Source organism: Streptomyces similanensis (assembly GCF_039543625.1).
Classification (GTDB): Bacteria; Actinomycetota; Actinomycetes; order Streptomycetales; family Streptomycetaceae; genus Streptomyces; species Streptomyces similanensis.
Map to the genome: position 1 here is coordinate 223,020 of NZ_BAABKC010000044.1, position 20,249 is coordinate 243,268.

The following is a 20,249-nucleotide window of genomic DNA, read 5'->3' on the forward strand; positions in this document are numbered from 1 at the left end:
TCAACCCCCTCGAACTGTGGAGTCCTGCCTTTGCAGCCAGCTCCACGGTGAGGCCGGCCCAGTACTCGATCTCGTAGCCGATCGGGCTCTTGAACCCGCACACGTTGCGTAGTCGGTGGGCGTTGTGGAAGATCGCGCCACGGACGTCGCCGCTGCGGGAGGCCGCTGCATGTTCAGCGCGGCCACGACCAGGTCCGCGTCGTGGTGGGCGCCCATCGCGTAGCCGAGCAGGCGCCGGGAGAGCAGGTCGATGACCGTAGCGAGGTAGAGCTCGCTTGCCCTCCTCGGTGGGGATCTCCGTCATGTCGCCGGCCCAGACGGGATCAGGTTCCCAGGCGGTGAAGTCCCGTTTGACGAAGTCCGGCGCGGCTGGCCGCTTGCCCTGCCTGGTCAGTCCGCTTCGCCGCCTGACCACCTGGGCGACGAGGCCGAGCTCGGCCATTACTGACTTCGGCTCGTCAGGGTGACGCTGGGATGTCGAGGGGGAGGCCGGTCCCGGCGATGAATCCGTCGAGGGTGCCGGGCCGGTATCGGAGGCGTTTGAACCGGTTGCGGACGAGCGCCTCCAGACGGCCCAGGGCGACAACGGCGAGGTTCGCGAGACTCCGTTTGACGTGCGCCCACACCCACTCCACCGGGTTGAGGTCGGGCGAGTAGGCGGGCAGCAGGAACACCGACAGCCACTCCCGCTGCCCGACCAACTTCCACATCTTCTTGGAGACGTGGGTGTTGAGCCGGTCCCAGACCAGCACGATCGGTGCCTTGAGGAGCTGGTGGGCGCCGTCGATCAGCGCGATGAAGTCGCGTTCACCCATGCTGCGGCGCTTGCCCGCCGGGTGGGAGATCAGCCGGTGGCACAGCCGGGTGCGTGAGCCGGGCCGCATCGCGACCAGCCCGGCCACCGGCAGCCGTCCCGAGCGGCGGCCGCTCACCGTGACGACCGGCGTCACGCCGCGCCGGCCCCAGGTGTGTCCTCGGGGCGGCTTGCGGGTGTACCCGGCTTCGTCCTCGAAGCAGATGTAGCCCCTGCAGGCCGTCCGGGCTCTTTTACCTCGGTCCAGGTCGCCTCCTTCCAGACCTTTCACGGCCTGCTCGTCGCGCCCGGCGACCCTCCGGGCAGGCACTTGCGGGCTGAAGCCTAGGCGGTGCATCAGCCGTGTGGCCCCGGGACGCTGCAGGAGACGTGGAACTTCCTGCCGATCAGTGTGGCCACCCGCGCTGCGGTCCACACCTGGTCCTCCACCCAGCCGTGCGCGGCCGGCCCCTCGTCGAGGTACGCGGCCAGCTTCTCCAGACAGCGCGGGGACAGCCGGCACCGCGACCCGCTCGCGCCACGCGAGGCCAGGGCCTGCACACCGCCGTCCCGCCACAGCTGCTGCCACCGGTAGGCCGACTTCCGGCTCACCCGCAGACGCCGCACGACCTCCGGCGGCTTGATCTTCTGCACGAACAACTCGGCCGCCCGCGCTCGTACAGCCTCGCGGCGCTGCCGTCCCACAGCGGTCAGCCCGCCCCCATCCGCATACCTCACACACCACGGAATACAGCCACCCCCCCAGCCCCATCGGCAATTTCAGCAAACATCACCCTGACGAGCCGAAGTCAGTGGCTTCGACACGGTGTTCACCGAGATGTGCCAGCCCCTGCGGACCGGCAGGACGAAGATCTTCGGCGATCCGTAGGTGCCACCGGACTCGGTGAAGATCTCCTCGATCTCGTCGGCCAGCTGCTTCTGCCGCTGTTCCCGCCCGGTGGGCGGACGGTCGCGCCACTTGTAGAACCACGACTCGCTCACGCCCTGAGCGCGGCACGAGACGGTGTGCGGGATGCCGTGCTCGGTCCTGTTGTCGCTGATCACCCCGGCCACGGCGGCCGCGTTCTCCGCCGTCAGCCGAGCGATCAACGCGTCCCCGTCCTCCGACGTGGCCGTCCCGGCCCGCTTCGCCCGCGAGACCCAGCTCGCCAACGTCGTCTCGTTGATCCCCAGGTCCTACGAGACCTCGGGAGCCGGCTTCCCGGTCTCGGTCACGATCCGTACCGCCCCCTCGCGAAGCTCCGCCGTGAACTTACGACGCTTCTCCGTCATGACAACCGACATCCCCTGCTGTCACAGACTCCACGCTACGAGGGGAACCTCAGAATCGGCGATCACTGCGCTTGGCACTGCGGCGCTCAAGGTTGCCTGCGATCCCTTCGAGGAAGTGCGGGACGTCGGCCTGTCGACGCCGCGGTAGCGACAGGGTTGCGGGGTGGTGGTCGTTGACGAGCTCATTCAGAGGCCCCCATTGCCCGAAGGCGAGCCGTGGAACCGTCGCGGTCGGCACGTCAGGCGAGGGATGGGTGCCGGTCTGCAGCACGTGATCACCCCTGATCGAGTACGATGACCGCTCGTTCCGCCGGATCTACAAGCAAGTGCAGATGGGGGTCACACGTGGGTGAGCGACACCCCTTGCAGGCCAAGCGGCGGCCGAAATTTGAAGAGGGTGTCGGCTCCCTGCGAGTCGTGGACCTCTTCGCTGGCTGCGGTGGCCTCACCCTCGGTATCGCCCAGGCAGCACACAAGCATGGCGTCTCACTCGATGTTCGTCTCGCGGTTGATTTTGAGGCGGCTCCCACCAAGGTCTTCAAGGCTAACTTTCCCAAGGCCAACGTCCAACAGGGAACCGTCGAGTCCTTCTTCGATGGTGACCTTGGCGCCCCGTTGACCGCTCAGGAGGACGAGACCCTCTCCACGGTAGGAGAGGTGGATCTCCTGATCGGAGGGCCGCCGTGCCAGGGGCACAGTAACCTCAACAACCACACCCGCCGCGATGACCCCAAGAACCGCCTGTACCTGCGCATGGTTCGTGCCGCAGAGGTTCTGCGACCCAGCGCAGTCGTCGTTGAGAACGTGCTGTCCGTTGTCAATGACAAGCAGCAGGTGGTCTCCCGCGCCATCGTTCACCTCAAGAAGCTTGGATATGATGTCGCCACCAGCCGTATCGACCTACTCAAGCTCGGGGTTGCTCAGACACGCAAGCGCCACATACTGCTGGCCGTCCGTGAAGACGCGTTGCCTTTTGGTTTCTCGGCTGCTGACCTACTGAAGATCGAAGACCACAACGCCGCACCGCATGACCTGCGCTGGGCAATCGGCGACCTGCTCGATGTTTCCGCCAAATCATTCTTCGATGAAGCTGCCGTACCCAACGCGGACAACCAGCGGCGTATGAAATATCTCTTCGATAATGACGAATACAATCTGCCGAACGAGCAGCGCCCCGTGTGTCACCGGGGCAAGCACAATTACGTCGCAATGTATGGCCGTCTGTGGTGGGACCGTCCGTCTCAGACCATTACCAGCGGTTTTGCGACGATGGGTCGCGGACGCTTTGTCCACCCTGCCGTTCCTCGGTGTCTGACCGCCCACGAGGCCGCGCGCATCCAGGGCTTCCCGGACTATTTCAAGATCGTCGATGAGAGGGTCAAGCCTCGCTACGAGCTGACTCGCACCGAGGTTCAGGTCATCATCGGCAACGCCGTACCCCCACCCCTGACCGAGGCGCTGACCTCCAGCCTCTTCGACGCTGACGTTCTGCAGGTGAAGGACGATGCTTCCCGGCAGCTTGATGACGACTTCGGCGCCTCTGCTGTAGACCTTGCCTGCTGAGCCCGCAATGGTCAGGGGCACGCTCGGATCGTCGGCCGGCCGCATATAGCAGAAGAACCGGATGCCCACCGGTTAGCGTGTGACGAACGCGGACTCGTGGCCGGTGGCCTGTCGGATACGGGCGCTGATACTCCGCTCGCTCTCCGGGGCCAGGTCCTCCTTGATCCCTTACAGGGCCCAGCCGCCCTTGCGCAGGATCACGGCGTCGCGGGGCTTGGCATCCGGTGCGGCGCCGCGCATCCATGCGGGCGTGGAGTGCATCCGGGTGCCTGCGGTCTAGGCCGGAGGGAACCGTGGTAAGCGGACAGCCGGGGGTATGTACCTGCAGCGGAACGGGACGGGCGAGGAAAGTACCGGGTCGGCAGAAAACGTCGGTGCGAAGGTAGGGCGAGTGGTCAGAGGCGTAGGTCCGGCGTCGGTACTCTGGAGCGCATGTCTACTGCCCCGGTTCGCGTTCGTTTCGCCCCGTCCCCGACCGGCATGTTCCATGTCGGTGGTGCACGGTCCGCTCTCTACAACTGGGCGGTGGCGCGACAGTCCGGCGGCACGTTCGTCCTGCGGATCGAGGACACCGACGCGGCCCGGAACCAGCCGGAGTGGATCGACGGGATCATCAACGCGCTCGCGGCGATCGGCATCCACGGCGAGGACGCGGCGTTCGAGGGGCCGTACTTCCAGTCGCACAATGCCGACCGGCACCAGGAAGCGGCCCAGCAGCTCTTCGCGGCTGGCCGGGCGTACTACTGCGACTGCACCCGGGAGCAGCTCAAGGAGCGCACCGGGTCGGATCACCTCGGCTACGACGGGTTCTGCCGGGAGCGGGGGCTGACTTTCGAAGAGGGTCGGGCGCTGCGGTTCCGGACGCCGGACGAGGGCGAGACCGTCGTGGTCGATCTGATCCGCGGAGAGCCGGCGTTCCCGAACAGTGCGATCGAGGACTTCGTGGTTGCCCGTGGTGACGGGTCCCCGGTCTTCCTGATCGCCAATGTGGTCGACGACTTGGACGAGGGCATCACTCAGGTCATCCGCGGTGAGGAGCACCTGTCGAACACGCCGAAGCAGCAGCTGCTGTGGGAGGCCCTCGGCGCCAAGCCGCCGGTGTGGGCGCACCTGCCGGTGATCGTGAACGAGAAGCGGCAGAAGCTGTCCAAGCGCCGTGACAAGGTCGCGCTCGAGGACTACCTCGCCGAGGGCTTCCTCCCCGAGGCGATGGTGAACTACCTCATGCTCCTAGGCTGGGGGCCCGGCGACGACCGGGAGATCATGCCGTACGAGGAGCTGGAGCAGCTCTTCCGGATCGAGGACGTCAACACCGCGCCGGCGTTCTTCGACGTGAAGAAGCTGACCGCGTTCAACGGTGACTACATCCGCGCCCTGGCGCCTGAGCAGTTTGCCTCCGCCTGTGCCCCCTGGCTCGTCGCCCCGTACGCGCCGTGGCAGCCGGAGGCGTTCGACAAGGACGTCTTCGAGGTGGCGGCGGCGCTGGCTCAGACCCGGATGGCGCTGTTGTCGGAGATCACCGGCTACGTGGACTTCCTGTTCCTCGACGAGCCGGTCGAGGACGAGGCGTCGTGGAACAAGGCGATGAAGGCCGGCGCCGGCGACATCCTGTCCGACGCCCGTGCCGAGCTGGCCACCGTCCCGGACTGGAAGGTGGACGACCTGAAGGCCGTCCTGCTCGCCGTCGGCGAGAAGCACGGCCTCAAGCTGGGCAAGGCCCAGGCGCCCATCCGGGTCGCGGTCACCGGCCGCACGATCGGACTCCCGCTGTTCGAGTCCATGGAGCTGCTCGGCCGGGACCGCGTGCTGGCCCGTCTGGACGCGGCGGCCAAGAAGCTGGCCGCCGCGCAGGCGTAGCCGCCGGTCAGGCGACCCTCGCGAGAAGGTCGCCCCAGGCGTTGCCGAAGTAGTTCAGATCGAACCGGGCCAGGGCCTCATAGGCGGCCTTGGTCTCGGTCTGGCGCGCCGCCGCGCCTTTCCGGACCTGCGCCGGGAGGCGGACGAGGTCTGGGGCCGGCTGGCCGGTCAGCGCGGCGAGGTCGCCCAGGCCGGCCACCGGTCGGATCAGACAGGGCAGGCCGAGCAGCAGGGCCTCGGCCGCGCAGCGGCTCCAGCCCTCTCGCATCTGCGGGAGGAAGACGCCGACGTCGCACGCGCACAGCAGCCGGAGGTACCGCTCACGCTCCACGTCGTAGTGGGCGCCGTCGAAGCCGATGGTGTTGCTGCCGCTGGTGATCACCCGCAGCCCGGGCGCGTCGGCCAGGGCCGCCGAGACCTCCTCGGTGCCCTTCCAGTGCACGGCCTTGCCCGCGTACACCCCGATCGTGTCCGGGGACAGACCGAACTCTGCGCGGCACTCGGTCCGGTCGAAGCCGCGGGCCCGCTCGACCTCCGCCATGTCGAAGGCGTTGTAGATCACCCGGACGTTGCGGACGCCTCGGGCCTGGAGGAAGCCGGCCCAGTACGGGGCGACGCAGACCACGGCGGCGCACTGGGGCAGTACGCGGAAGAGGTGCTCCCAGAGCATGGCCTCGACGGGAGCGGAGTCGTGCTGCAGCGGCTCGTAGTGGTGCAGGAGGAACACCGTGCGGGCCCGCATCTCCGGCGTGAAGAGCAACAGGCTCAGGTCGTCCCACATGAAGATGCCGGTGGTGCTGTCGAGCGCCCGGATGCTCGGGGCCAGACGGGTGAGGTGGCGGAGCTTGCGCCAGCGGCGGACGCGGTAGGTGCGCTTGTGGTCCGGGACCGTGCGCCATTCCACGTCGTCGGCCGTCGCCTCGTGGAGCATCCGCAGGTAGACCCGGCCGCCGGTCCGGCCGACCGGCTCCATCGAGTAGACGATCCGCTTCACGGACGTACCTCCTGTTGGTGTCGGACGTACTCGACGTGGAGCAGCGCGTGCATGGCCTTCAGGTGGGGGCTGAGGCCGCGGGCGGCGTCGGCGAGCGGGAGGTAGAAGTCCTCCAGGCTCCGGAGGAACCGCCGACGCCGGTCGAGGTTGGGCGAGGCGGCGAGATCGCGCAGGTTGTGGAGGCGGTCGGCGAGCCGGACGAGGAGGTCCTCAGGTGGGAGCGCGGCCTGTTTGAAGCGCCAGCGGGTCTCGTCGCCGGCGGCCTTGGGGCGCTGATCAAGGCGATGGTCGGCCGTCATCGCCCGCAGACGGACGGTGAATCGGCCGCCCAGGTGCTGGACGAGCAGCGCCTCCGATTCGGGGGCCACCTCCAAGGCATCGTGGAGGAGGGCGAGGAGCAGGATCTCGGGGTGGCTAACCCTGATCTCGGTACGCAGAAGCGTGACGACGGCCAGCGGGTGTTCCAGGTACGGGGTGCCCTGGTCGCGGGTGTGGCCGTCGTACACCGCGAGGGCGAGGGCGAGGGCGCCGGCGACGCGGGCACGGGACTGCTCGTCCGTGCTCCACGCGGCGGCGCCGAGCACGGTCAGGACGTGGTCCAGGTCGATGGGGTTCATCCGCCTCACCTCGCACGGAGGGCCGTGGCACGGGGGTCGGGCGCGTGGTCGGCGAGGAGCAGGCGGTCGCCGACCGCCAGGGCGTCGAGGCGCAGGTCCGCCATCGCTGCCACGGCCTGCTCGGCAGTCCGAAGGATCGGGGTGCCCTTGCGGTTGAAGGAGGTGTTCAGCAGCAGCGGCAGTCCGGTGCGCTCGTGGAACTGCGCCAGGAGTTCGTGCAGGCCCCGGTGGTCGGCGGCGACGGACTGCACGCGGGCGGTGCCGTCGTGGTGGGTGACCGCGGCGATGCGGTCCGCTCGGCATCGGCGGACGCGGGCGACACGGTTCATGAAGGGGTCGCCCGCCGACATGAACCACTCTGTGGCGTGCTCGGCGAGGACCGCCGGGGCGAAGGGGCGGTACGTGGCTCGCCTCTTGATCGCGTTGAGCCGGTCGCGCGTGGCGGCGTGGCCAGGGTGGGCGAGGATCGAGCGATGGCCGAGGGCTCGCGGGCCGAATTCGAGCTGCCCCTGTACCCAGCCGACGATGTGGTGTTCGGCGAGCAGTGCGGCCACCGTGGGCGCCAGACCCGGACCGAGGTCGGGCAACGAACGGTATCCGGGCGGCACCGCAGCCGCCAGTAGGACGCCCGGGTGCGGGCCCCAGGCCGCGTCTGCCGGTACCGGGAGGCGCTCCTGGCCGAGCTGGTAGTGCCAGCCGTAGAGCGCGGCGCCCACGGCGGTGCCCGCGTCGTGCGGGGCCGGTGCCACGAAGAGAGTGTCGAAGCCGCTGTCGGCTGCCAGCTGGCCGTTGAGGTGGGAGTTCAGGGCGCACCCACCCGAGAACACCAACGTCGACGACCTGGTGAGCCGTTGCAGGTGACGGGCGACGTGGACGACGGACTCGGCGAAGACCTCCTGGACGGCGGCGGCCAGGTCCGCCCGCTGGTATTCCGGGACCTCCGCGACGTTGTCGGCGGTCCAGGCCCGGCTACCGAGCAGCAGCGGTGTGCTGCTGTCCTCCGAGCCCCAGGGGTGATCGATGCGGACCTCGCCGTCGTCGCCGAGCCGGACCAGCTCGCGGATTTGTGCTCCGTAACGCTGGGGATCGCCGAAGGCCGCGAGAGCCATCATGCTGCCCTCGGGCTCGTCGCCGGGCGGGACCACCCGCCGCGCGAGGTTCCGGTAGAAGTGCCCGAGGGAGGAGTGCACGCGCTGGGGGCCGGCCGGACTGGGAACGACGGTCGGCATGCCCTGGTGGACGCGGTCGATGCGATCGGGTCGCAGGTAGTACCCGGTGATGCGCTCGCGGCCCGGGCCGAAGTCGGAGCCGAGGGAGGAGCCGCCGGCGTCAATGACGAGGCCGGCCGCGTGGTCGTGGCCGGAGAGCAGGTAGCCGGAGAGCACGTGGGCCGTGTGGTGGGAGAGCAGGCGGAGGTGTTCGCCGAGCGGGGCGGGCAGGAGGCCAGCGAGTTCGTTTCGCTCCTCGGCCAGCCACCAGCCGGCGGCGGGGTTGGGGCGCATGGAGGCGGCCCAGACGGCGTCGATGTCCTGCGGGTCGAGGCCGGCGGCCTCCAGGCACCACTGGAGCGCGCGGGTCGGGGCGGTGAGCGTGCCCTTGCGGGTGGGGTGGTTGTGCTTGACGCCGCTCCAGCGTTCCTCCTCGGCCGCGTAGAGGCGGCCGTCGACGATTAAGGCGGCGCTGGTGTCGTGGTGGAAGTTCAGTCCGAGGACTGCGGGCATGGTCGCGTACCTCCGGTCTGGGTTCAGACGGTGCGGGCGGCCGGGGCGGGGAGCAGGGCGGCGCCGGAGTCGGTGTACTCGTGGCAGCGCAGGCAGAACCGGAAGTGGCGGCCTCGGGGCGCGAACACCTTGGCCGCGAAGTCCTCGTCCCAGATGCTGAATTCGCTGTCCTCCTTCGCCATGGCGTTGAAGCAGCGGTAGCAGGACCCGTCCATCTCGATCATCAGGTGCTGGTCGAGGTAGCGGTCGCAGAGGCCGCGCAGCTCGTTGGCCGGCTGGCCGATGTCGACGTGGTGCACGTGGTTGGTGACGTGGATGGCGCCGTACGCGTCGCACAGCCTTGCGAGCTGGGCGAGGCGGGTGGAACTGATGCCTTCCAGGACGCTGTTGATGACCACGGTCTTGCCGGCCTCGCGGAGGCGGGGCACGACGGCGTGGACCTCGTCGTAGTTCTCGTGCTCGTCGTCGCAGCCGATGAGGACCTGGTCGTACGAGCGGAGGGTGGCCTCCATGATTCGCTTGTTGCGGGCCAGAGTGATGGCGTTCGTGCCCAGGACCATGACCTTGTCCGGCAGGCGGGTACGGGCCGCGTCGCTGAGGGCGGGGAAGTCGCGGTGCACGGTGGGCTCGCCGCCGTTGATGTGCAGCTGCTGGAAGGGGAAGGTCTCCAGTCTGGCCAGGATGGTGGAGAACAGTTCCAGGGACATGTTCTCGCCCTGGGCGCCGTCGGCGAAGATGCAGAAGTCGCAGGACCGATTGCACTTCGTCGTTATCTTGATCTTGGCCGTCTTCAGGATGCGGGGCAGGGGCGCACGCGCGGGCATGGCGGGGACTCCTTGGGTCAAGGGTGGATGTCACCGGGGGTGAGGCTGAGGAAGTCCTGCACGGTGGACTTCTGCCGGTGCCAGAGCGCGAGGGTCGCGCGCAGGGTGCCGGCGGTGGTCGGCCCGGTGGGGATCAACGCCGCCATCCGGGCGGCCAGCCGCTGGGTGGGAGTGGCCTCGTCGGCCGCGAGCGCGTTCAGGGTGTGCGCGGCGGCTCGGAGTTCCTTCGCCTCGCGCCGGATCAGGTAGTCGGTCGCCACGCTGGGCGGCGGGTCAAGGTAGTACAGCCAGCGGGCGACACGGACGCGGAGCATCCCGGCGGTCATCACCCAGTCGGTACGGGTGTGCTCCTCGCCCTGGCCGGCGGGCCCCGCGGCGGGAACGCAGCGCATCGCAGCCTCGAGGGCCACGTGGGCCGTGCGGAGCAGGTGGCGCGGACTCCGCGGACGGGCATCGGGTCGATCTTCGGCGTGCCCGAGGAACAGCTCGGCGTACCCGTCCAGCCCCTCCGGCCGCCACTGTGTGAGGGCGGCCGTCTTGCCGGGGCAGCGCGTCCGTGTCGCGAGCGCGGCTGCGGCGAACCAGCAGGGGGCCAGGTAGTGCCAGGCCGCGCAATGGCGTCGGTACGCGACGATGTCCTCCACCACGTTGTCCGTACTGTCCGCCGCCAGCTGGTACCGGCCGCCCAGTCGCCCGTGGAGGATGCCCCGATAGAACCGCTCGTCGACGTCGCACCACGGCGCCATCTGCGCTCGGGACTTCCAGCGCTGGAAGTCCCGGGTGCTTCCGCTGATCAGCGACCAGGTCGCGAGTTCGGGTGCGGAGACGAGCCGCCCGTCTGCCTCGGCCACGGTGAACGCGAAGCCGGGCGGATGCTCCAAGAGACGCCGGTGGGAGTTCTCCCTGCCGACCGCGGCGGTGTGCGCGGCGGCCAGGCGGTGGTTCCACTCCTCCCAGTCCGTCGGGGCCTGGGAGAGGAGGACCCGTACGTCGATGTCGGAGTGGGGAGCCAGCAGGTCGGCCGGCTGCCACTTGTGGGTGAGCATCACTGCGCCGATGCCGTGGGCGTCCAGCTCGCGTTCGTACAGGGCTCCGAGTCCCATGTAGAGGGACGGCGCTTCGATCACCGCCATCACCGTTCCCCCGAGGAGGCGCGGGCGCAGGCGGGCCGGGCCGCGTCCGTGGTGAGCAGCGGCAGCACGGGCAGGACGGGAGTGCCTTCGGGGCGCTCCATCCGGTCCCAGCGCAGGTCGTAGTCGACGTAGTGGAAGCCCTGCCAGGCGTCGTTGGTGTTGCGGTCGAGCATGGCCTGGAAGAGGTGGGCGAAGGCGTCGTCGAGGGTGCCCTCGGCGAGGTGGGGCTTCAGGGGGATGTCGCGGTTGTGGAGGATGCAGGGGCGGGCCACACCGGTGGGCGTGATCTTGATGCGGTTGGCGTCGGAGCAGGTGGCGCAGCTGGAGTTGGAGATGAAGCCGATCGATCCCGCCCAGCCGGCCGGGCGGAGGTATTGCCCGGGGCTGCGGACCCCGAGCTCGTCCCTGCGGACCTCGCCTGCGTTCGCGAACCACTCGTGGAGGCGGTCTCGGACTTCCGCCTCGTTGATGAACTCGGTGTCGAAGAGCGCTTGGGCGGGGCCGATGTTCTGGAGCTCGATCAGGCGGACGGCGACGGGCAGGTCGCGGGCGAGCTCGGCGACGGCGAAGGCGTCGTCCAGGTAAGTGCGCTGGAGAACGCAGTTGATCTTCACGCGCAGGCCGAGGGCGAGAGCGATGTCGAGCGTGCGTCGGGTGATGCGCGGGTCGCCGCCGCCCATGATCTCGGCGGACCGGGTGGGATCGAGGCTGTGGAGGCTGAGGTTGAGGTACGTCAGGCCGGCACCGTGGAGCTTCTCGACGCTCAGGCCGCGGCGCAGGTTGCCGTGGCTGGTCATGCCGATCGCGGCGTCGGGTCCGAGGCCGTCGGCGAGGCCCGCGATCACGTCGAGGATATCCGCGCGGAGGGTCGGCTCGCCGCCGGAGCAGTGTGCCTTCTTGATCTTCCAGGTGCCGGCCTCGGCGGCGATGGCCGCGTAGTCGGAGGCGGTCAGGGGGCGGTCCTTGTGCCCGTAGTCCGGCATGCAGCGGGGCTTGCAGAACACGCAGTCCAGGTTGCAGAGCGAGTTCAGGGTGAAAGCCAGGTAGGGGTGGTTGCGGCCGGTCGCGGCGAAGGCGGCGGCCAGGTCACGGTGGCGTGTGGCGGGCATCGGTCAGCCTCCTACGAAGGGAGAGCAGGCGGCGGGGGCCTCGGCGAGGCCGTTGAGCGGCTGGTCGGTGAGGTAGCGGCGCAGGTTGTCGGCGAAGAACGTGACCGCCTCGTTCATGTACGTGCGGCTGAGCGTGGAGCTCTTCGGCGTGAGGACGACCCAGGGGTGGAGCCGCAGCGGATGGCGGGCGGGCAGCGGTTTCGGGTCGAAGACGTCCAAGGCGGCGCCGCGAAGGTGGCCGGCGTTGAGGGCGGCCAGGAGGGCCGCCTGGTCGACGGTCGCCGCGCGGCCGAGGTTGAGGAAGATGGACTTCGGCTTGAACGCCGCGAAGAGGTCGTGGTCGAAGAAGCGGTCCGTGGCCCGGGTGGCGGGCAGCAGATCGACCACCACGTCGGCAACGGCGACCGCCTGGTGCACCGCCGACGTGTGCATCCATGTGATCCCGCCCTCGGCGGCCACTGGCGGCGTGCGCCGTACGCCGATGACGTCCATCCCGAAGGAGCGGGCCGCACGCGCGAGGTGTTCGCCGATACTGCCGCAGCCGACGATGGTCATCGTCGCCCCTGCCAGGTCGAAGAACTCTTCGGCCAGGTCGTCCTTCCACCAGGTCCGGTTCCGCTGGGCGAGCTGGCTCATGAACAACCCGCGGGAGAAGCCCAGGACCAGCCCCATGGCGTGCTCGGCCATGGGTCGGCCGTGGAATCCGTACGAGCGGGTCAGAGCCACCCCGACGGAGTGGGCCTCGGCGACGGGCAGATGGTCGGTGCCGGCGGCCGGGGACGCGATCCACCTCAGATGAGGCGCGCCGAACAGCCACGACGGCTTGAACGTCCAGCCGAAGTAGACGTGCGCCTCAGCCAGCTGGTGCGGCACGGCTCCCTCGGTCGCCGTACGGAACTCGACACCGGGAAAGGCGGCGGACAGCGCCTGCTCGTGCTCGGCGGACAGCCGCCAGAAGGAGTGCGGGGACTCCAGACTGATCAACACGACCGGCCGGTTCATCGCGCTCGGCCCACCGCGCTCGACGCCGGCACCAGAGCCCAAGGAGCGATGCGCTCGATGACGGAACCGATGCTGGCCTCGTAGTCGTGGCGCGAGCGCACGAGGGCCGCCCCGGCGTTCCGGAGCCGGTCGCGTTCGCGGGGCAGGACGGTCAGGGCGCGGTGGAGTGCGGAGGCCAGGGACCTGGCGTCACAGGGTGCGGCGGTGAAGCCGGTCTCGCCTTCGACGACGGTCTGGGTCAGCCCGCCGGCCGTGGTAGCCACCACCGGGCCCGCTCCGGCCGCGAACGCTTCCAGGGGGATGCGACCGAAGGGCTCCTCCCGGGAGGGAACGACGACCGCACGCAAGGCCGGGTTGTGCAGCCAGGCGCAGATCGCGGGGGTGAAGCTCGTGATCAGCGTCGCGTTCAGGCCGTACGCGCGAATGCGCGCCGCGAGGTCCTCCTGGTACGAGGTCGGGCGCTCGTGCTCGTCCGAGGTCACCGCCGCCAGGACCAGGTGTGGAGCGCGGCCCCCGCGCTCCTTGAGGATGCGCAGCGCTTCCAGGAGGTCGGCGAAGCCCTTCGTCGGCACAGCACGGCCCATGGCGAGAAGGAATCCGGCGCGGGCCTTGAAGGGCAGGGGCGGCGCGCTCGTCGGCGGGGCCATCTCCTCCTGGATCAGCCCGTTCGGGACGCTGACGATGCTTCCTCGCGGGACGGCGTAACTGACGACGAGGTGGCCGCGCATGTGGGAGGAGATGGCGCCGATCCGCCCGCCTCGTACGATCGCCCTCCGCAGGGCGTCCCGCTCCCAGCGGACGCGGGACATGTCCTTGGGCCTTGTCAACGCGGTCGTAGAGCGGGGTACGAGCAACAGGTCCGTGGTCGGCGATGTATAGGGGGCCAGCCCGAGGAACGGGACGTCGAGGCCGATGAGGAGGCACCGGCTCGCGCGGTCGGCGATGCGTACGGCCGCTTCGCATGCCAGGTCGCACAGCTGCATGGAACCGTGGATCGAGTCCGGCGCCGCCTGGACCTCCGGGATCGTGATGACGTCGGCCTCGGCCTGCCGCAGTATGCGCTGGACCTCGCCGGCCCGCCGCCGGTCGTGCGCTCCTGCCGTATCCGGCATGTGCGGGGTGATCACGGAGAGGCGGCGAGGCGGCAGCAGGCGGGCGAGGGCCGTGAGGAAGGCCCGGTTGCTGAAGCCCGTGCCCGACGCCGCACCGTAGAAGCCCTCGTGGAGGGCGACGATGACACGAGGCTGGCGGACCGCCTCCGGTACGGCGGCCGTGGGCGGGAGTGGTGGAGTGGCATGGTCGATGCGCACCGTGTGGTGCCTCCTTCGAAGAGAGGGAGCGCGGGCGTGGGCGTCAGGTGCTGGCGGTCGACGGGCTGGGCTGGCGGGTGAGTCGGCACCAGACACGGGTGCCGTGGGTGCCGGTCGCCAGCGACCAGTCGTCGGCCAGGGCCTCGACGATGACCAGCCCTCGTCCCGATTCGGCCTCCTCCTCGGAAGCTGGAGGGGAGAACGGCAGGGAGTGGGAGCAGCCGCCGTCGGTGACGGTGATCTCGACCTTCAGCCCGCCGGTGGTCGGTGCCGTGCGGTCGACGCACAGGACCAGGGGCGGGCTGCCCGAGGCGAAGGCGTTCGTCGCGAGCTCGGACGTGATCAGCCGGGCGTCTTCGAGGAGGTCCGCCTCTGCGCCGTGGAGGGCGACCACCACAGCCTCTCGGGCGGTCTCGGCCGCTTTCGGTCCGTATGGCAGATCTGTGATCAGCGTGGTCGCGTCGGTGTTGCCGATGCGATTTTGCCTGGCGACGGAGACCGGTTGTCCGACGTCGCGCTCCAGCACAATGCCCGGACGGCTTCCAGACGCGCTCGTGCGGTGTCTCAAGGCCCACTCCTTTCTCCGTCGGCACCGAAGGCGGCGCCTTCCACCGAGATCCCAGAACACCGGATGAGGCCGGTCACGCAGGACCCGATCAACGGGTCAACTCGGTCAACTTCCTTGCGAAGGAGGCGAATCAGCCGTCCGAGGACGTCACCATGAGGGAGCGCGAGAAGTGATGGACGAACCACTGGGGCAAGAGGTGGTCGCACGTGGCACCGCAGGCAGGGGAACCCAACGCCGTACTGGCTGGGTGCCTCGATGAACTCGGGTGGAGCCCGAAGGCGCTCGCTCGCAAGCTCAACAGGGTGTTCGGAGCTGGGACGGTTGCTGAGTCGGCGCCTTACCACTGGCGGGACGCCGGCTCGTTGCCGCGCTCGCCATTACCGATGATGGCCGCCTACGTGCTCTCCCAGGAGCTGGGTAGACCTATGTCGGTGGCCGAACTCTGGCAGGGCCGCGTGGGCGACTCTTCGACGCTCGTTCCGGCCGACACGGATCTCGCACGGCCCTGGACCGTGCAGGGCATGGAGGCGACCGTGGAGGATTGGGTGATGGGAGGGCTCGTCGACCGACGCCGGTTCCTCGCGATCTCAGGTGCGGGGCTCCTCGAGATCGTCGCCCAGTACCTCGACGGCACTGCGGGGCGCGGCCAGTACACGCATCGGATCACACCGTCCGTGGGTGCCGATCCGCTCGTGGACCAAGTCGAACAGCACCTGCCTATGCTCTCCGCGCTCGATGACGAGCACGGTGGGGCACGGCATCTCCCCTACGTAGGTGCCCAATTCCGCGCGGTCGGCCTACTGACCCGCGAGAGCGGTCACCCTCCCGCCGTCGCGAGCCGTCTCATTCGCGCGCTCGCGGAGATCGGCCAGTTGGCCGGCTGGATGGCCTTCGACGCAGCAGATCACGGTCTGGCGCAGCGCTACTTCGCCACGGCGCTACGCGCGGCGCATCAGGTCAACGACCTGCCCCTGTGCGCCCACATCCTCGGCGACCTCTCGTTCCAGGCCGCGAGCCGGGGCCACCCGGCGGACGCCATCGCCCTCGGCGAGGCCGCCCGCCGCGCCAGCGACGCCGCACCGTCGGTCGTCCGAGCATCCGTCCTGTCCCGGCTCGCGTACGCGTACGCCACCGCCGACCGTGACAACGACTTCGCCCACACCCGTGGGGCCGCACGCGAACTGATCACCAGCCGGGACAGCGGCCAAGAGGAACCCCGCTGGATGTACTTCCTCACCGACAACCACCTCGACTGCCAGGCCGGTTACGGCCTTGTCCAGATGGGCCGCGCCCAGCTGAAGACGGACGGTGGTACGCGGGGACGACGCTTCCTCGCTCAGGGTGCGGAGATGCTCCGGTCCGGGGCGTACGACGTCCCGCGCGGTGACCCCAGCCAGCGCAGGGCCATGTTCGAAGGGGCCTGGCTGGCCCTGGGTTACAGCGCTCATGGTGATCTGGAGGCGGCCTGCGAGGTCGGCCAGATCGTCACGGACCGCCTCGACGTCGTGCGCTCGCCTCGCAGCGCGGCTCTGCTCCACCAGCTCGCCGCAGACCTGCGCCGCCGACAGCGCAACGCCCACGTGCGCAGCTTCCTGCCAGCCCTGGAGCACGCCCTCGCCGAACACGCCCCGTCGACGCAACCCGGCCGTTAGGGTCAGGATCATGACCGCAGGGGAGCGCGTTGTCGTTGTCGGGGCTGGGGTGGCAGGGCTCACCACCGCTGTCGTTCTCGCCGAGGCCGGAGTCTCGGTGCACGTGATTGCCGAGCAGGTGCCGGGTGTCACCTCGCTGGCGGCAGGGGCGATGTGGGGCCCGTACCTGGTCGAGCCGAAGGACAAGGTCGACCAGTGGGGACAAAGGTCGCTGGAGATCTTTCGGAAGCTGGCCGAGGACCCGTCCACGGGCGTCCGGCTCACCAGCGGCATTGAGGCGTCCCGCACGGCCGAGGCTCCACCGGACTGGTCCACCGCACTGCCCGGCTTCCGACCGTGCGAGCCGGCCGAACTGCCGGCAGGGTTCTCGGCCGGTTACCGGTTCACGGTGCCGCTGATCGACATGCCCACCTACCTCGACTACCTTCTGCGTCGCCTCGATGCCGCTGGGGGAACGGTTGAGCGGCGGCGCCTGACTTCGCTCGCGGACGCCGGCCCTGCTCCTGTGATCGTCAACTGCACGGGCCTGTGTGCCCAGGAACTGGTCCCGGACCCTGACCTCCGGCCAATCCGCGGCCAGCACGTCGTCGTCACCAACCCCGGGCTGACCGAGTTCTTCTCCGAGGACACCGGCCTCTCCCCGGACCTCCTGTGCTTCTACCCCCACGGCGACACCGTCGTCCTGGGCGGCACAGCGATCGACGGCCAGGGCGATCTGGCCCCCGACGACAAGGCTGCGGCCGGCATCCTCGCCCGCTGTGCCGAGGTCGAGCCCCGCCTCGCCCAGGCCCGTGTCCTGGAGCACCGGATCGGCGCTCGACCGACCCGCACCACGGTCCGTGTGGAGGAAGAGTCGGGGGAGGACGGCACCGTGGTCGTGCACAACTACGGGCACGGAGGCGCCGGCGTCACGCTGTCGTGGGGGTGCGCCGAGGAGGCTCGGGCGTTGCTCTCCGCCAAGTGATCTGCACGTGGAAGAACAGACGTTGCGACGTCCGCAGCGCGGAATCGTTTAGGGAGTCCCGGCACGCTTGTAGCCGACCCACAACCGGCCACCGGTCTGCCCGAGCACCTCGTCCACGACGGCCACGAGAGTCTCGACTCTCCCGGCCAGTGCCTCCTGTAGGCCGTGGTGGAGGCGTGTGCTGAGCCCTGGCGCGGTCGTCTCAAGACGGCGTGCCAGCCATTTTCCACCGCCACCCCACGACCCGCCAACGGCCAGTGCCAGCTCACCGGTGCGTCGGACCAGTTCGGTCGCGATGAACAGACGCTCGCTCTGGTCGTTGCTTCCTGCGAGGTCGTCGAGGAGGTCGGTGATCGCGTAGCGGCGGTCGTCGATCTCTTCCGACGGCACCGGTGGTGGTCCGGCGGCGGTCAGTTTCCGGGCCTGTGCGGCGAGGCGCGCTCCGAGTCCGTCGGTGTCGAAGAGCAGCAGCCCGTCGGCACACATCCACAGCAGCGGTGACCGGCGCTTGCGCAGCTCCCTTTCGACGTAGGCGTGCCACGTCGCCTCGGTGTGCACGAACATCTCCACCGGCCAGTCGGCGTACTGGAGGCTCGCACGGTAGGGGGCGGGGGCTCCGTAGACCAGGACCACGATGTCTAGGTCCGACGTCACCGTGCGGCGACCCGTCACGACGCTGCCGCCCAGGAACGCGGCGCGCGCTTCGGAGTGCTGTTCGTCCACAACGGCGCGTGCGGCCTCGATCGCCTCCATGGGGCAACTATCAGCACTGCCCCCACCGCGCGCACACCGTTTTCTGCGACTGGACCGCGATGTCTAGCGCTCCGCGTCTCAGAAGCGCCAGAACGCTGGACGCGGCGGACACCCTCACCGGCGTCTGGGAGCTCAGTGATGGCGAAGTCTGGGGGATGAGCCCCTTCGGTGGCAGCACCAGTGCCTCGGTGTGGGACAGGCTGGACCCGCGACTCTTCCTCCAGGACGGCGGTCGGCTCTCTCGCGTCCAGGCAGCGTTCAGAGCCGCCTACCACCTCCCGCGGGCCTGCTCCATCGCCGTGGGCACCGACGAGCCGACCCACTTGGAGGAACTCGTCGGAGCCCTGGCAGGCCAGGTGGAGGAACGGACCGTCCAGGAGTACCGGAAGCTCCTCCGCGACCGCTCGCGCTGATCAGTGCGCCTGAAGCTCCTCGATGACCTGCTCGGCCCTGCGCTGTGCAGGCTCCAGCCGAGGATCCTCAGGGTGCGCGTACGGACCAAGGATCTTCGAGCAGACGAACAGCGTCATCAGCTTGCCGTCCCGGCTGTCGAAGTCCCGCCGACGCTCCTGCCGAACACGATCGGCCAGGGACGGGACGGCGAGCGAGCTCGCCCACAGCGAGGCCGAGTCCAGTCCTCGCGGGGCGTTTCCCCAGTCCTCCCAGTCGAAGAGGCTGAACACCGGGCCGGTGACGTTGGCCCAGTTCAGGTCGGCATGCGCGGGCACCCAACGCTGCACGGCCGTATCGAAATCGCCGGGAAAGACAGCCCGAATGGCGTCGGTGACCGACGCCTGGGTGATGGTCTCGGTGTCCGGTGTGGCGACCCGCCTTGTCTGGTGCGCCGCCAGCGCGTCCAGAGAGGCGTTCAACCCGTCCCACCACTCGTCCGAGAGTCCCGGGTTCTCGCTCAGAACGGCGTTCCCGACCGGAGCGGCGGGCAGGAGGTCGGTTTCGTCGGCCCGCCACATCACCGGTTCGTCCTCGTCCCGCCAGACCACGCATCCCCGCCATGCCGGCTGGGCGACACCGTCCAAGCGGGCGGCGCACTCCGCGCCGTTCCACCCTTGATCGGTGATCTTTCCGAGCGGGCGTCGCTCAATGCGGACCCAGGTCTCACGGTCTGTCCGGGCCCCCACGGACCTGCGCTTACGCATCGCCGTATCCAGGAGGAAGCACACCCGCAGAGACCGCGCGACGCGATCCAGAATCTCGTCAACCGGCTGTACGCGTAGGTCGACAGCCTGACTCGTGGAGACCGAGAGCGTCATACACGCGACCGTAGCAGCGAGGCAGCGAGAGGTACTTCAAGACGAGAAACCAGCGGCTGCGTCCGACTGAAGGCCCTGGCGGGCTAGCCGGGCCACGTCGCGCACGCGAAGAGCCCAGCACCGTGCGCCGCCCTGTGGGCACGCGGAGAGCCCGGCGCCCCCGCGGCGTCCTGTGGGGCGCGCGGGTGCCGGGCTCTCGTTCGTGCGGGGTGGCGGTAGGCCGGCGTGGACGCGGACTACTCCTCGCCGTCCTCCGGCTTGTCCGCCTCGTCGATCTCCTCCTCAAGGCCGAGCTGCTCGACCAGCCAGCGGTCGAACTCGAGCGCGGCCCGCACCCAGCTGACGGTGGAGGAGACGAAGTGCTCCAGGCTCACGCCCGTGCCGATCAGCATCTGCGCCTCACCGATGAGGCGGACGGCGCCGTCGTCATGGGTGTGGGTGTAGACCTTGGGCCACAGGGTGCGCCGGTTCCAGTCGTCGATGGCCTCCAGCAGCTGGGGCTTGTCGTCGATCTTGTGCGGCCGGTCGTAGAACGTCCGCACCGAGAAGACCTGCTGGTCGCCCTCGCCGCGGAACATGAAGTACGTGCGGAACTGCTCCCACGGCGCGACGAGGTCACCCTCCTCGTCGACGAGGTGCTTGAGCTCCATCTGGTCCAGGAGCTGCTTCACAAGGTCCTGATCCGGGACGACGGGGCCCGCCGGTCCTTGGGGCTGCGGCTCGGGCTGGCCCCCGAAGTTCGGAATCGAGGACGGGTCGATGCTCACCGTGTTTTTCCCTTCGTACGGATCCCGCCATCCTCCCCCATCCGGGGAGGGGCGTGGC

The 20,249-nt window shown here is 69.4% G+C and carries 21 protein-coding genes; 5 read left to right on the plus strand and 16 right to left on the minus strand.

Annotation, left to right across the window (positions count from 1 at the left end; genetic code table 11):
- Positions 1–458 precede the first annotated feature (458 nt).
- From ABEB07_RS15140 to ABEB07_RS15155, 4 genes are all read right to left on the minus strand, one after another.
- Positions 459–1,151 carry a transposase gene (locus ABEB07_RS15140; RefSeq protein ID WP_425589006.1) on the minus strand — a complete coding sequence of 231 codons (693 nt, stop codon included), beginning with the start codon at positions 1,149–1,151 and terminating at the stop codon, positions 459–461.
- Positions 1,151–1,498 (minus strand): helix-turn-helix domain-containing protein, encoded by a 348-nt coding sequence (locus ABEB07_RS15145; protein WP_425589007.1) that lies wholly within the window; start codon positions 1,496–1,498, stop codon positions 1,151–1,153. The genes ABEB07_RS15140 and ABEB07_RS15145 overlap by 1 nt, the downstream gene beginning before the upstream one ends.
- A 75-nt stretch (positions 1,499–1,573) precedes the next feature.
- Positions 1,574–1,903 (minus strand): hypothetical protein, encoded by a 330-nt coding sequence (locus ABEB07_RS15150; protein WP_345668790.1) that lies wholly within the window; start codon positions 1,901–1,903, stop codon positions 1,574–1,576.
- Positions 1,904–2,135: 232 nt separating this feature from the next.
- Entirely contained in the window at positions 2,136–2,357 is a 222-nt protein-coding gene (locus tag ABEB07_RS15155) for a hypothetical protein (RefSeq protein WP_345668792.1), read from the minus strand.
- Between the two features lie 74 nt (positions 2,358–2,431).
- Between ABEB07_RS15155 and ABEB07_RS15160 the strand changes: the two genes are divergently transcribed.
- Positions 2,432–3,649 carry a DNA cytosine methyltransferase gene (locus ABEB07_RS15160; protein WP_345668794.1) on the plus strand — a complete coding sequence of 406 codons (1,218 nt, stop codon included), beginning with the start codon at positions 2,432–2,434 and terminating at the stop codon, positions 3,647–3,649.
- A 480-nt stretch (positions 3,650–4,129) separates the two neighbouring features.
- Entirely contained in the window at positions 4,130–5,506 is a 1,377-nt protein-coding gene (gene gltX, locus ABEB07_RS15165; RefSeq protein WP_345668940.1) for a glutamate--tRNA ligase, read from the plus strand.
- Between the two features lie 7 nt (positions 5,507–5,513).
- Here gltX and ABEB07_RS15170 read toward each other — a convergent pair whose 3' ends face one another.
- The 9 genes from ABEB07_RS15170 to ABEB07_RS15210 are packed head-to-tail and all read right to left on the minus strand — an operon-like array spanning position 5,514 to position 14,742.
- Positions 5,514–6,500, minus strand: a complete 987-nt coding sequence (locus tag ABEB07_RS15170; protein ID WP_345668796.1) for a glycosyltransferase — start codon at positions 6,498–6,500, stop codon at positions 5,514–5,516.
- On the minus strand, positions 6,497–7,117 hold the full coding sequence (locus tag ABEB07_RS15175) for an HD domain-containing protein (protein WP_345668797.1): 621 nt from the start codon (positions 7,115–7,117) through the stop codon (positions 6,497–6,499). The genes ABEB07_RS15170 and ABEB07_RS15175 overlap by 4 nt, the downstream gene beginning before the upstream one ends.
- A gap of 5 nt (positions 7,118–7,122) precedes the next feature.
- A complete protein-coding gene (locus ABEB07_RS15180) occupies positions 7,123–8,838 on the minus strand; it encodes a carbamoyltransferase C-terminal domain-containing protein (RefSeq protein WP_345668798.1) in 1,716 nt (571 codons plus the stop codon).
- A gap of 23 nt (positions 8,839–8,861) precedes the next feature.
- On the minus strand, positions 8,862–9,662 hold the full coding sequence (locus tag ABEB07_RS15185; RefSeq protein ID WP_345668799.1) for a radical SAM protein: 801 nt from the start codon (positions 9,660–9,662) through the stop codon (positions 8,862–8,864).
- Positions 9,663–9,679: 17 nt separating this feature from the next.
- Complete coding sequence (locus ABEB07_RS15190; protein WP_345668800.1) at positions 9,680–10,795, minus strand: hypothetical protein; 1,116 nt, start codon at positions 10,793–10,795, stop codon at positions 9,680–9,682.
- On the minus strand, positions 10,795–11,904 hold the full coding sequence (locus tag ABEB07_RS15195) for a radical SAM protein (RefSeq protein WP_345668801.1): 1,110 nt from the start codon (positions 11,902–11,904) through the stop codon (positions 10,795–10,797). The genes ABEB07_RS15190 and ABEB07_RS15195 overlap by 1 nt, the downstream gene beginning before the upstream one ends.
- 3 nt (positions 11,905–11,907) lie before the next feature.
- Positions 11,908–12,906 (minus strand): D-2-hydroxyacid dehydrogenase, encoded by a 999-nt coding sequence (locus ABEB07_RS15200; RefSeq protein WP_345668803.1) that lies wholly within the window; start codon positions 12,904–12,906, stop codon positions 11,908–11,910.
- Entirely contained in the window at positions 12,903–14,216 is a 1,314-nt protein-coding gene (locus ABEB07_RS15205; protein WP_345668804.1) for a glycosyltransferase family 4 protein, read from the minus strand. Before ABEB07_RS15205 ends, ABEB07_RS15200 begins: the two co-directional genes overlap by 4 nt.
- A gap of 43 nt (positions 14,217–14,259) precedes the next feature.
- The gene (locus tag ABEB07_RS15210; protein WP_345668805.1) at positions 14,260–14,742 is read right to left on the minus strand and encodes an ATP-binding protein; all 483 of its coding nucleotides are present in this window, start codon (positions 14,740–14,742) and stop codon (positions 14,260–14,262) included.
- A gap of 248 nt (positions 14,743–14,990) precedes the next feature.
- Between ABEB07_RS15210 and ABEB07_RS15215 the strand changes: the two genes are divergently transcribed.
- Positions 14,991–16,436 (plus strand): carph-isopro domain-containing protein, encoded by a 1,446-nt coding sequence (locus tag ABEB07_RS15215; protein ID WP_345668806.1) that lies wholly within the window; start codon positions 14,991–14,993, stop codon positions 16,434–16,436.
- A 10-nt stretch (positions 16,437–16,446) separates the two neighbouring features.
- Positions 16,447–17,400: an FAD-dependent oxidoreductase gene (locus tag ABEB07_RS15220; RefSeq protein ID WP_345668807.1), complete on the plus strand. Its 954-nt coding sequence runs from the start codon at positions 16,447–16,449 to the stop codon at positions 17,398–17,400.
- A gap of 48 nt (positions 17,401–17,448) precedes the next feature.
- On the opposite strand, the gene ABEB07_RS15225 is transcribed toward ABEB07_RS15220, so the two are convergent.
- The gene (locus tag ABEB07_RS15225; protein WP_345668808.1) at positions 17,449–18,153 is read right to left on the minus strand and encodes a nucleotidyltransferase domain-containing protein; all 705 of its coding nucleotides are present in this window, start codon (positions 18,151–18,153) and stop codon (positions 17,449–17,451) included.
- A 155-nt stretch (positions 18,154–18,308) separates the two neighbouring features.
- Between ABEB07_RS15225 and ABEB07_RS15230 the strand changes: the two genes are divergently transcribed.
- A complete protein-coding gene (locus ABEB07_RS15230; protein WP_345668809.1) occupies positions 18,309–18,566 on the plus strand; it encodes a hypothetical protein in 258 nt (85 codons plus the stop codon).
- On the opposite strand, the gene ABEB07_RS15235 is transcribed toward ABEB07_RS15230, so the two are convergent.
- Complete coding sequence (locus ABEB07_RS15235; protein WP_345668811.1) at positions 18,567–19,424, minus strand: hypothetical protein; 858 nt, start codon at positions 19,422–19,424, stop codon at positions 18,567–18,569.
- Between the two features lie 236 nt (positions 19,425–19,660).
- Positions 19,661–20,191 carry a YbjN domain-containing protein gene (locus ABEB07_RS15240; protein ID WP_164585800.1) on the minus strand — a complete coding sequence of 177 codons (531 nt, stop codon included), beginning with the start codon at positions 20,189–20,191 and terminating at the stop codon, positions 19,661–19,663.
- Positions 20,192–20,249: the final 58 nt, after the last annotated feature.

Bases quoted from the DNA above. Each gene is read 5' to 3' on its own strand.
- ABEB07_RS15140 (WP_425589006.1), bottom strand. From the start codon at position 1,151: ATGCACCGCCTAGGCTTCAGCCCGCAAGTGCCTGCCCGGAGGGTCGCC.
- ABEB07_RS15190 (WP_345668800.1), bottom strand. From the start codon at position 10,795: ATGGCGGTGATCGAAGCGCCGTCCCTCTACATGGGACTCGGAGCCCTG.
- ABEB07_RS15180 (WP_345668798.1), bottom strand. From the start codon at position 8,838: ATGCCCGCAGTCCTCGGACTGAACTTCCACCACGACACCAGCGCCGCC.
- ABEB07_RS15200 (WP_345668803.1), bottom strand. From the start codon at position 12,906: ATGAACCGGCCGGTCGTGTTGATCAGTCTGGAGTCCCCGCACTCCTTC.
- ABEB07_RS15195 (WP_345668801.1), bottom strand. From the start codon at position 11,904: ATGCCCGCCACACGCCACCGTGACCTGGCCGCCGCCTTCGCCGCGACC.
- ABEB07_RS15230 (WP_345668809.1), top strand. From the start codon at position 18,309: ATGAGCCCCTTCGGTGGCAGCACCAGTGCCTCGGTGTGGGACAGGCTG.
- gltX (WP_345668940.1), top strand. From the start codon at position 4,130: ATGTTCCATGTCGGTGGTGCACGGTCCGCTCTCTACAACTGGGCGGTG.
- ABEB07_RS15185 (WP_345668799.1), bottom strand. From the start codon at position 9,662: ATGCCCGCGCGTGCGCCCCTGCCCCGCATCCTGAAGACGGCCAAGATC.
- ABEB07_RS15225 (WP_345668808.1), bottom strand. From the start codon at position 18,153: ATGGAGGCGATCGAGGCCGCACGCGCCGTTGTGGACGAACAGCACTCC.
- ABEB07_RS15235 (WP_345668811.1), bottom strand. From the start codon at position 19,424: ATGACGCTCTCGGTCTCCACGAGTCAGGCTGTCGACCTACGCGTACAG.
- ABEB07_RS15220 (WP_345668807.1), top strand. From the start codon at position 16,447: ATGACCGCAGGGGAGCGCGTTGTCGTTGTCGGGGCTGGGGTGGCAGGG.
- ABEB07_RS15175 (WP_345668797.1), bottom strand. From the start codon at position 7,117: ATGAACCCCATCGACCTGGACCACGTCCTGACCGTGCTCGGCGCCGCC.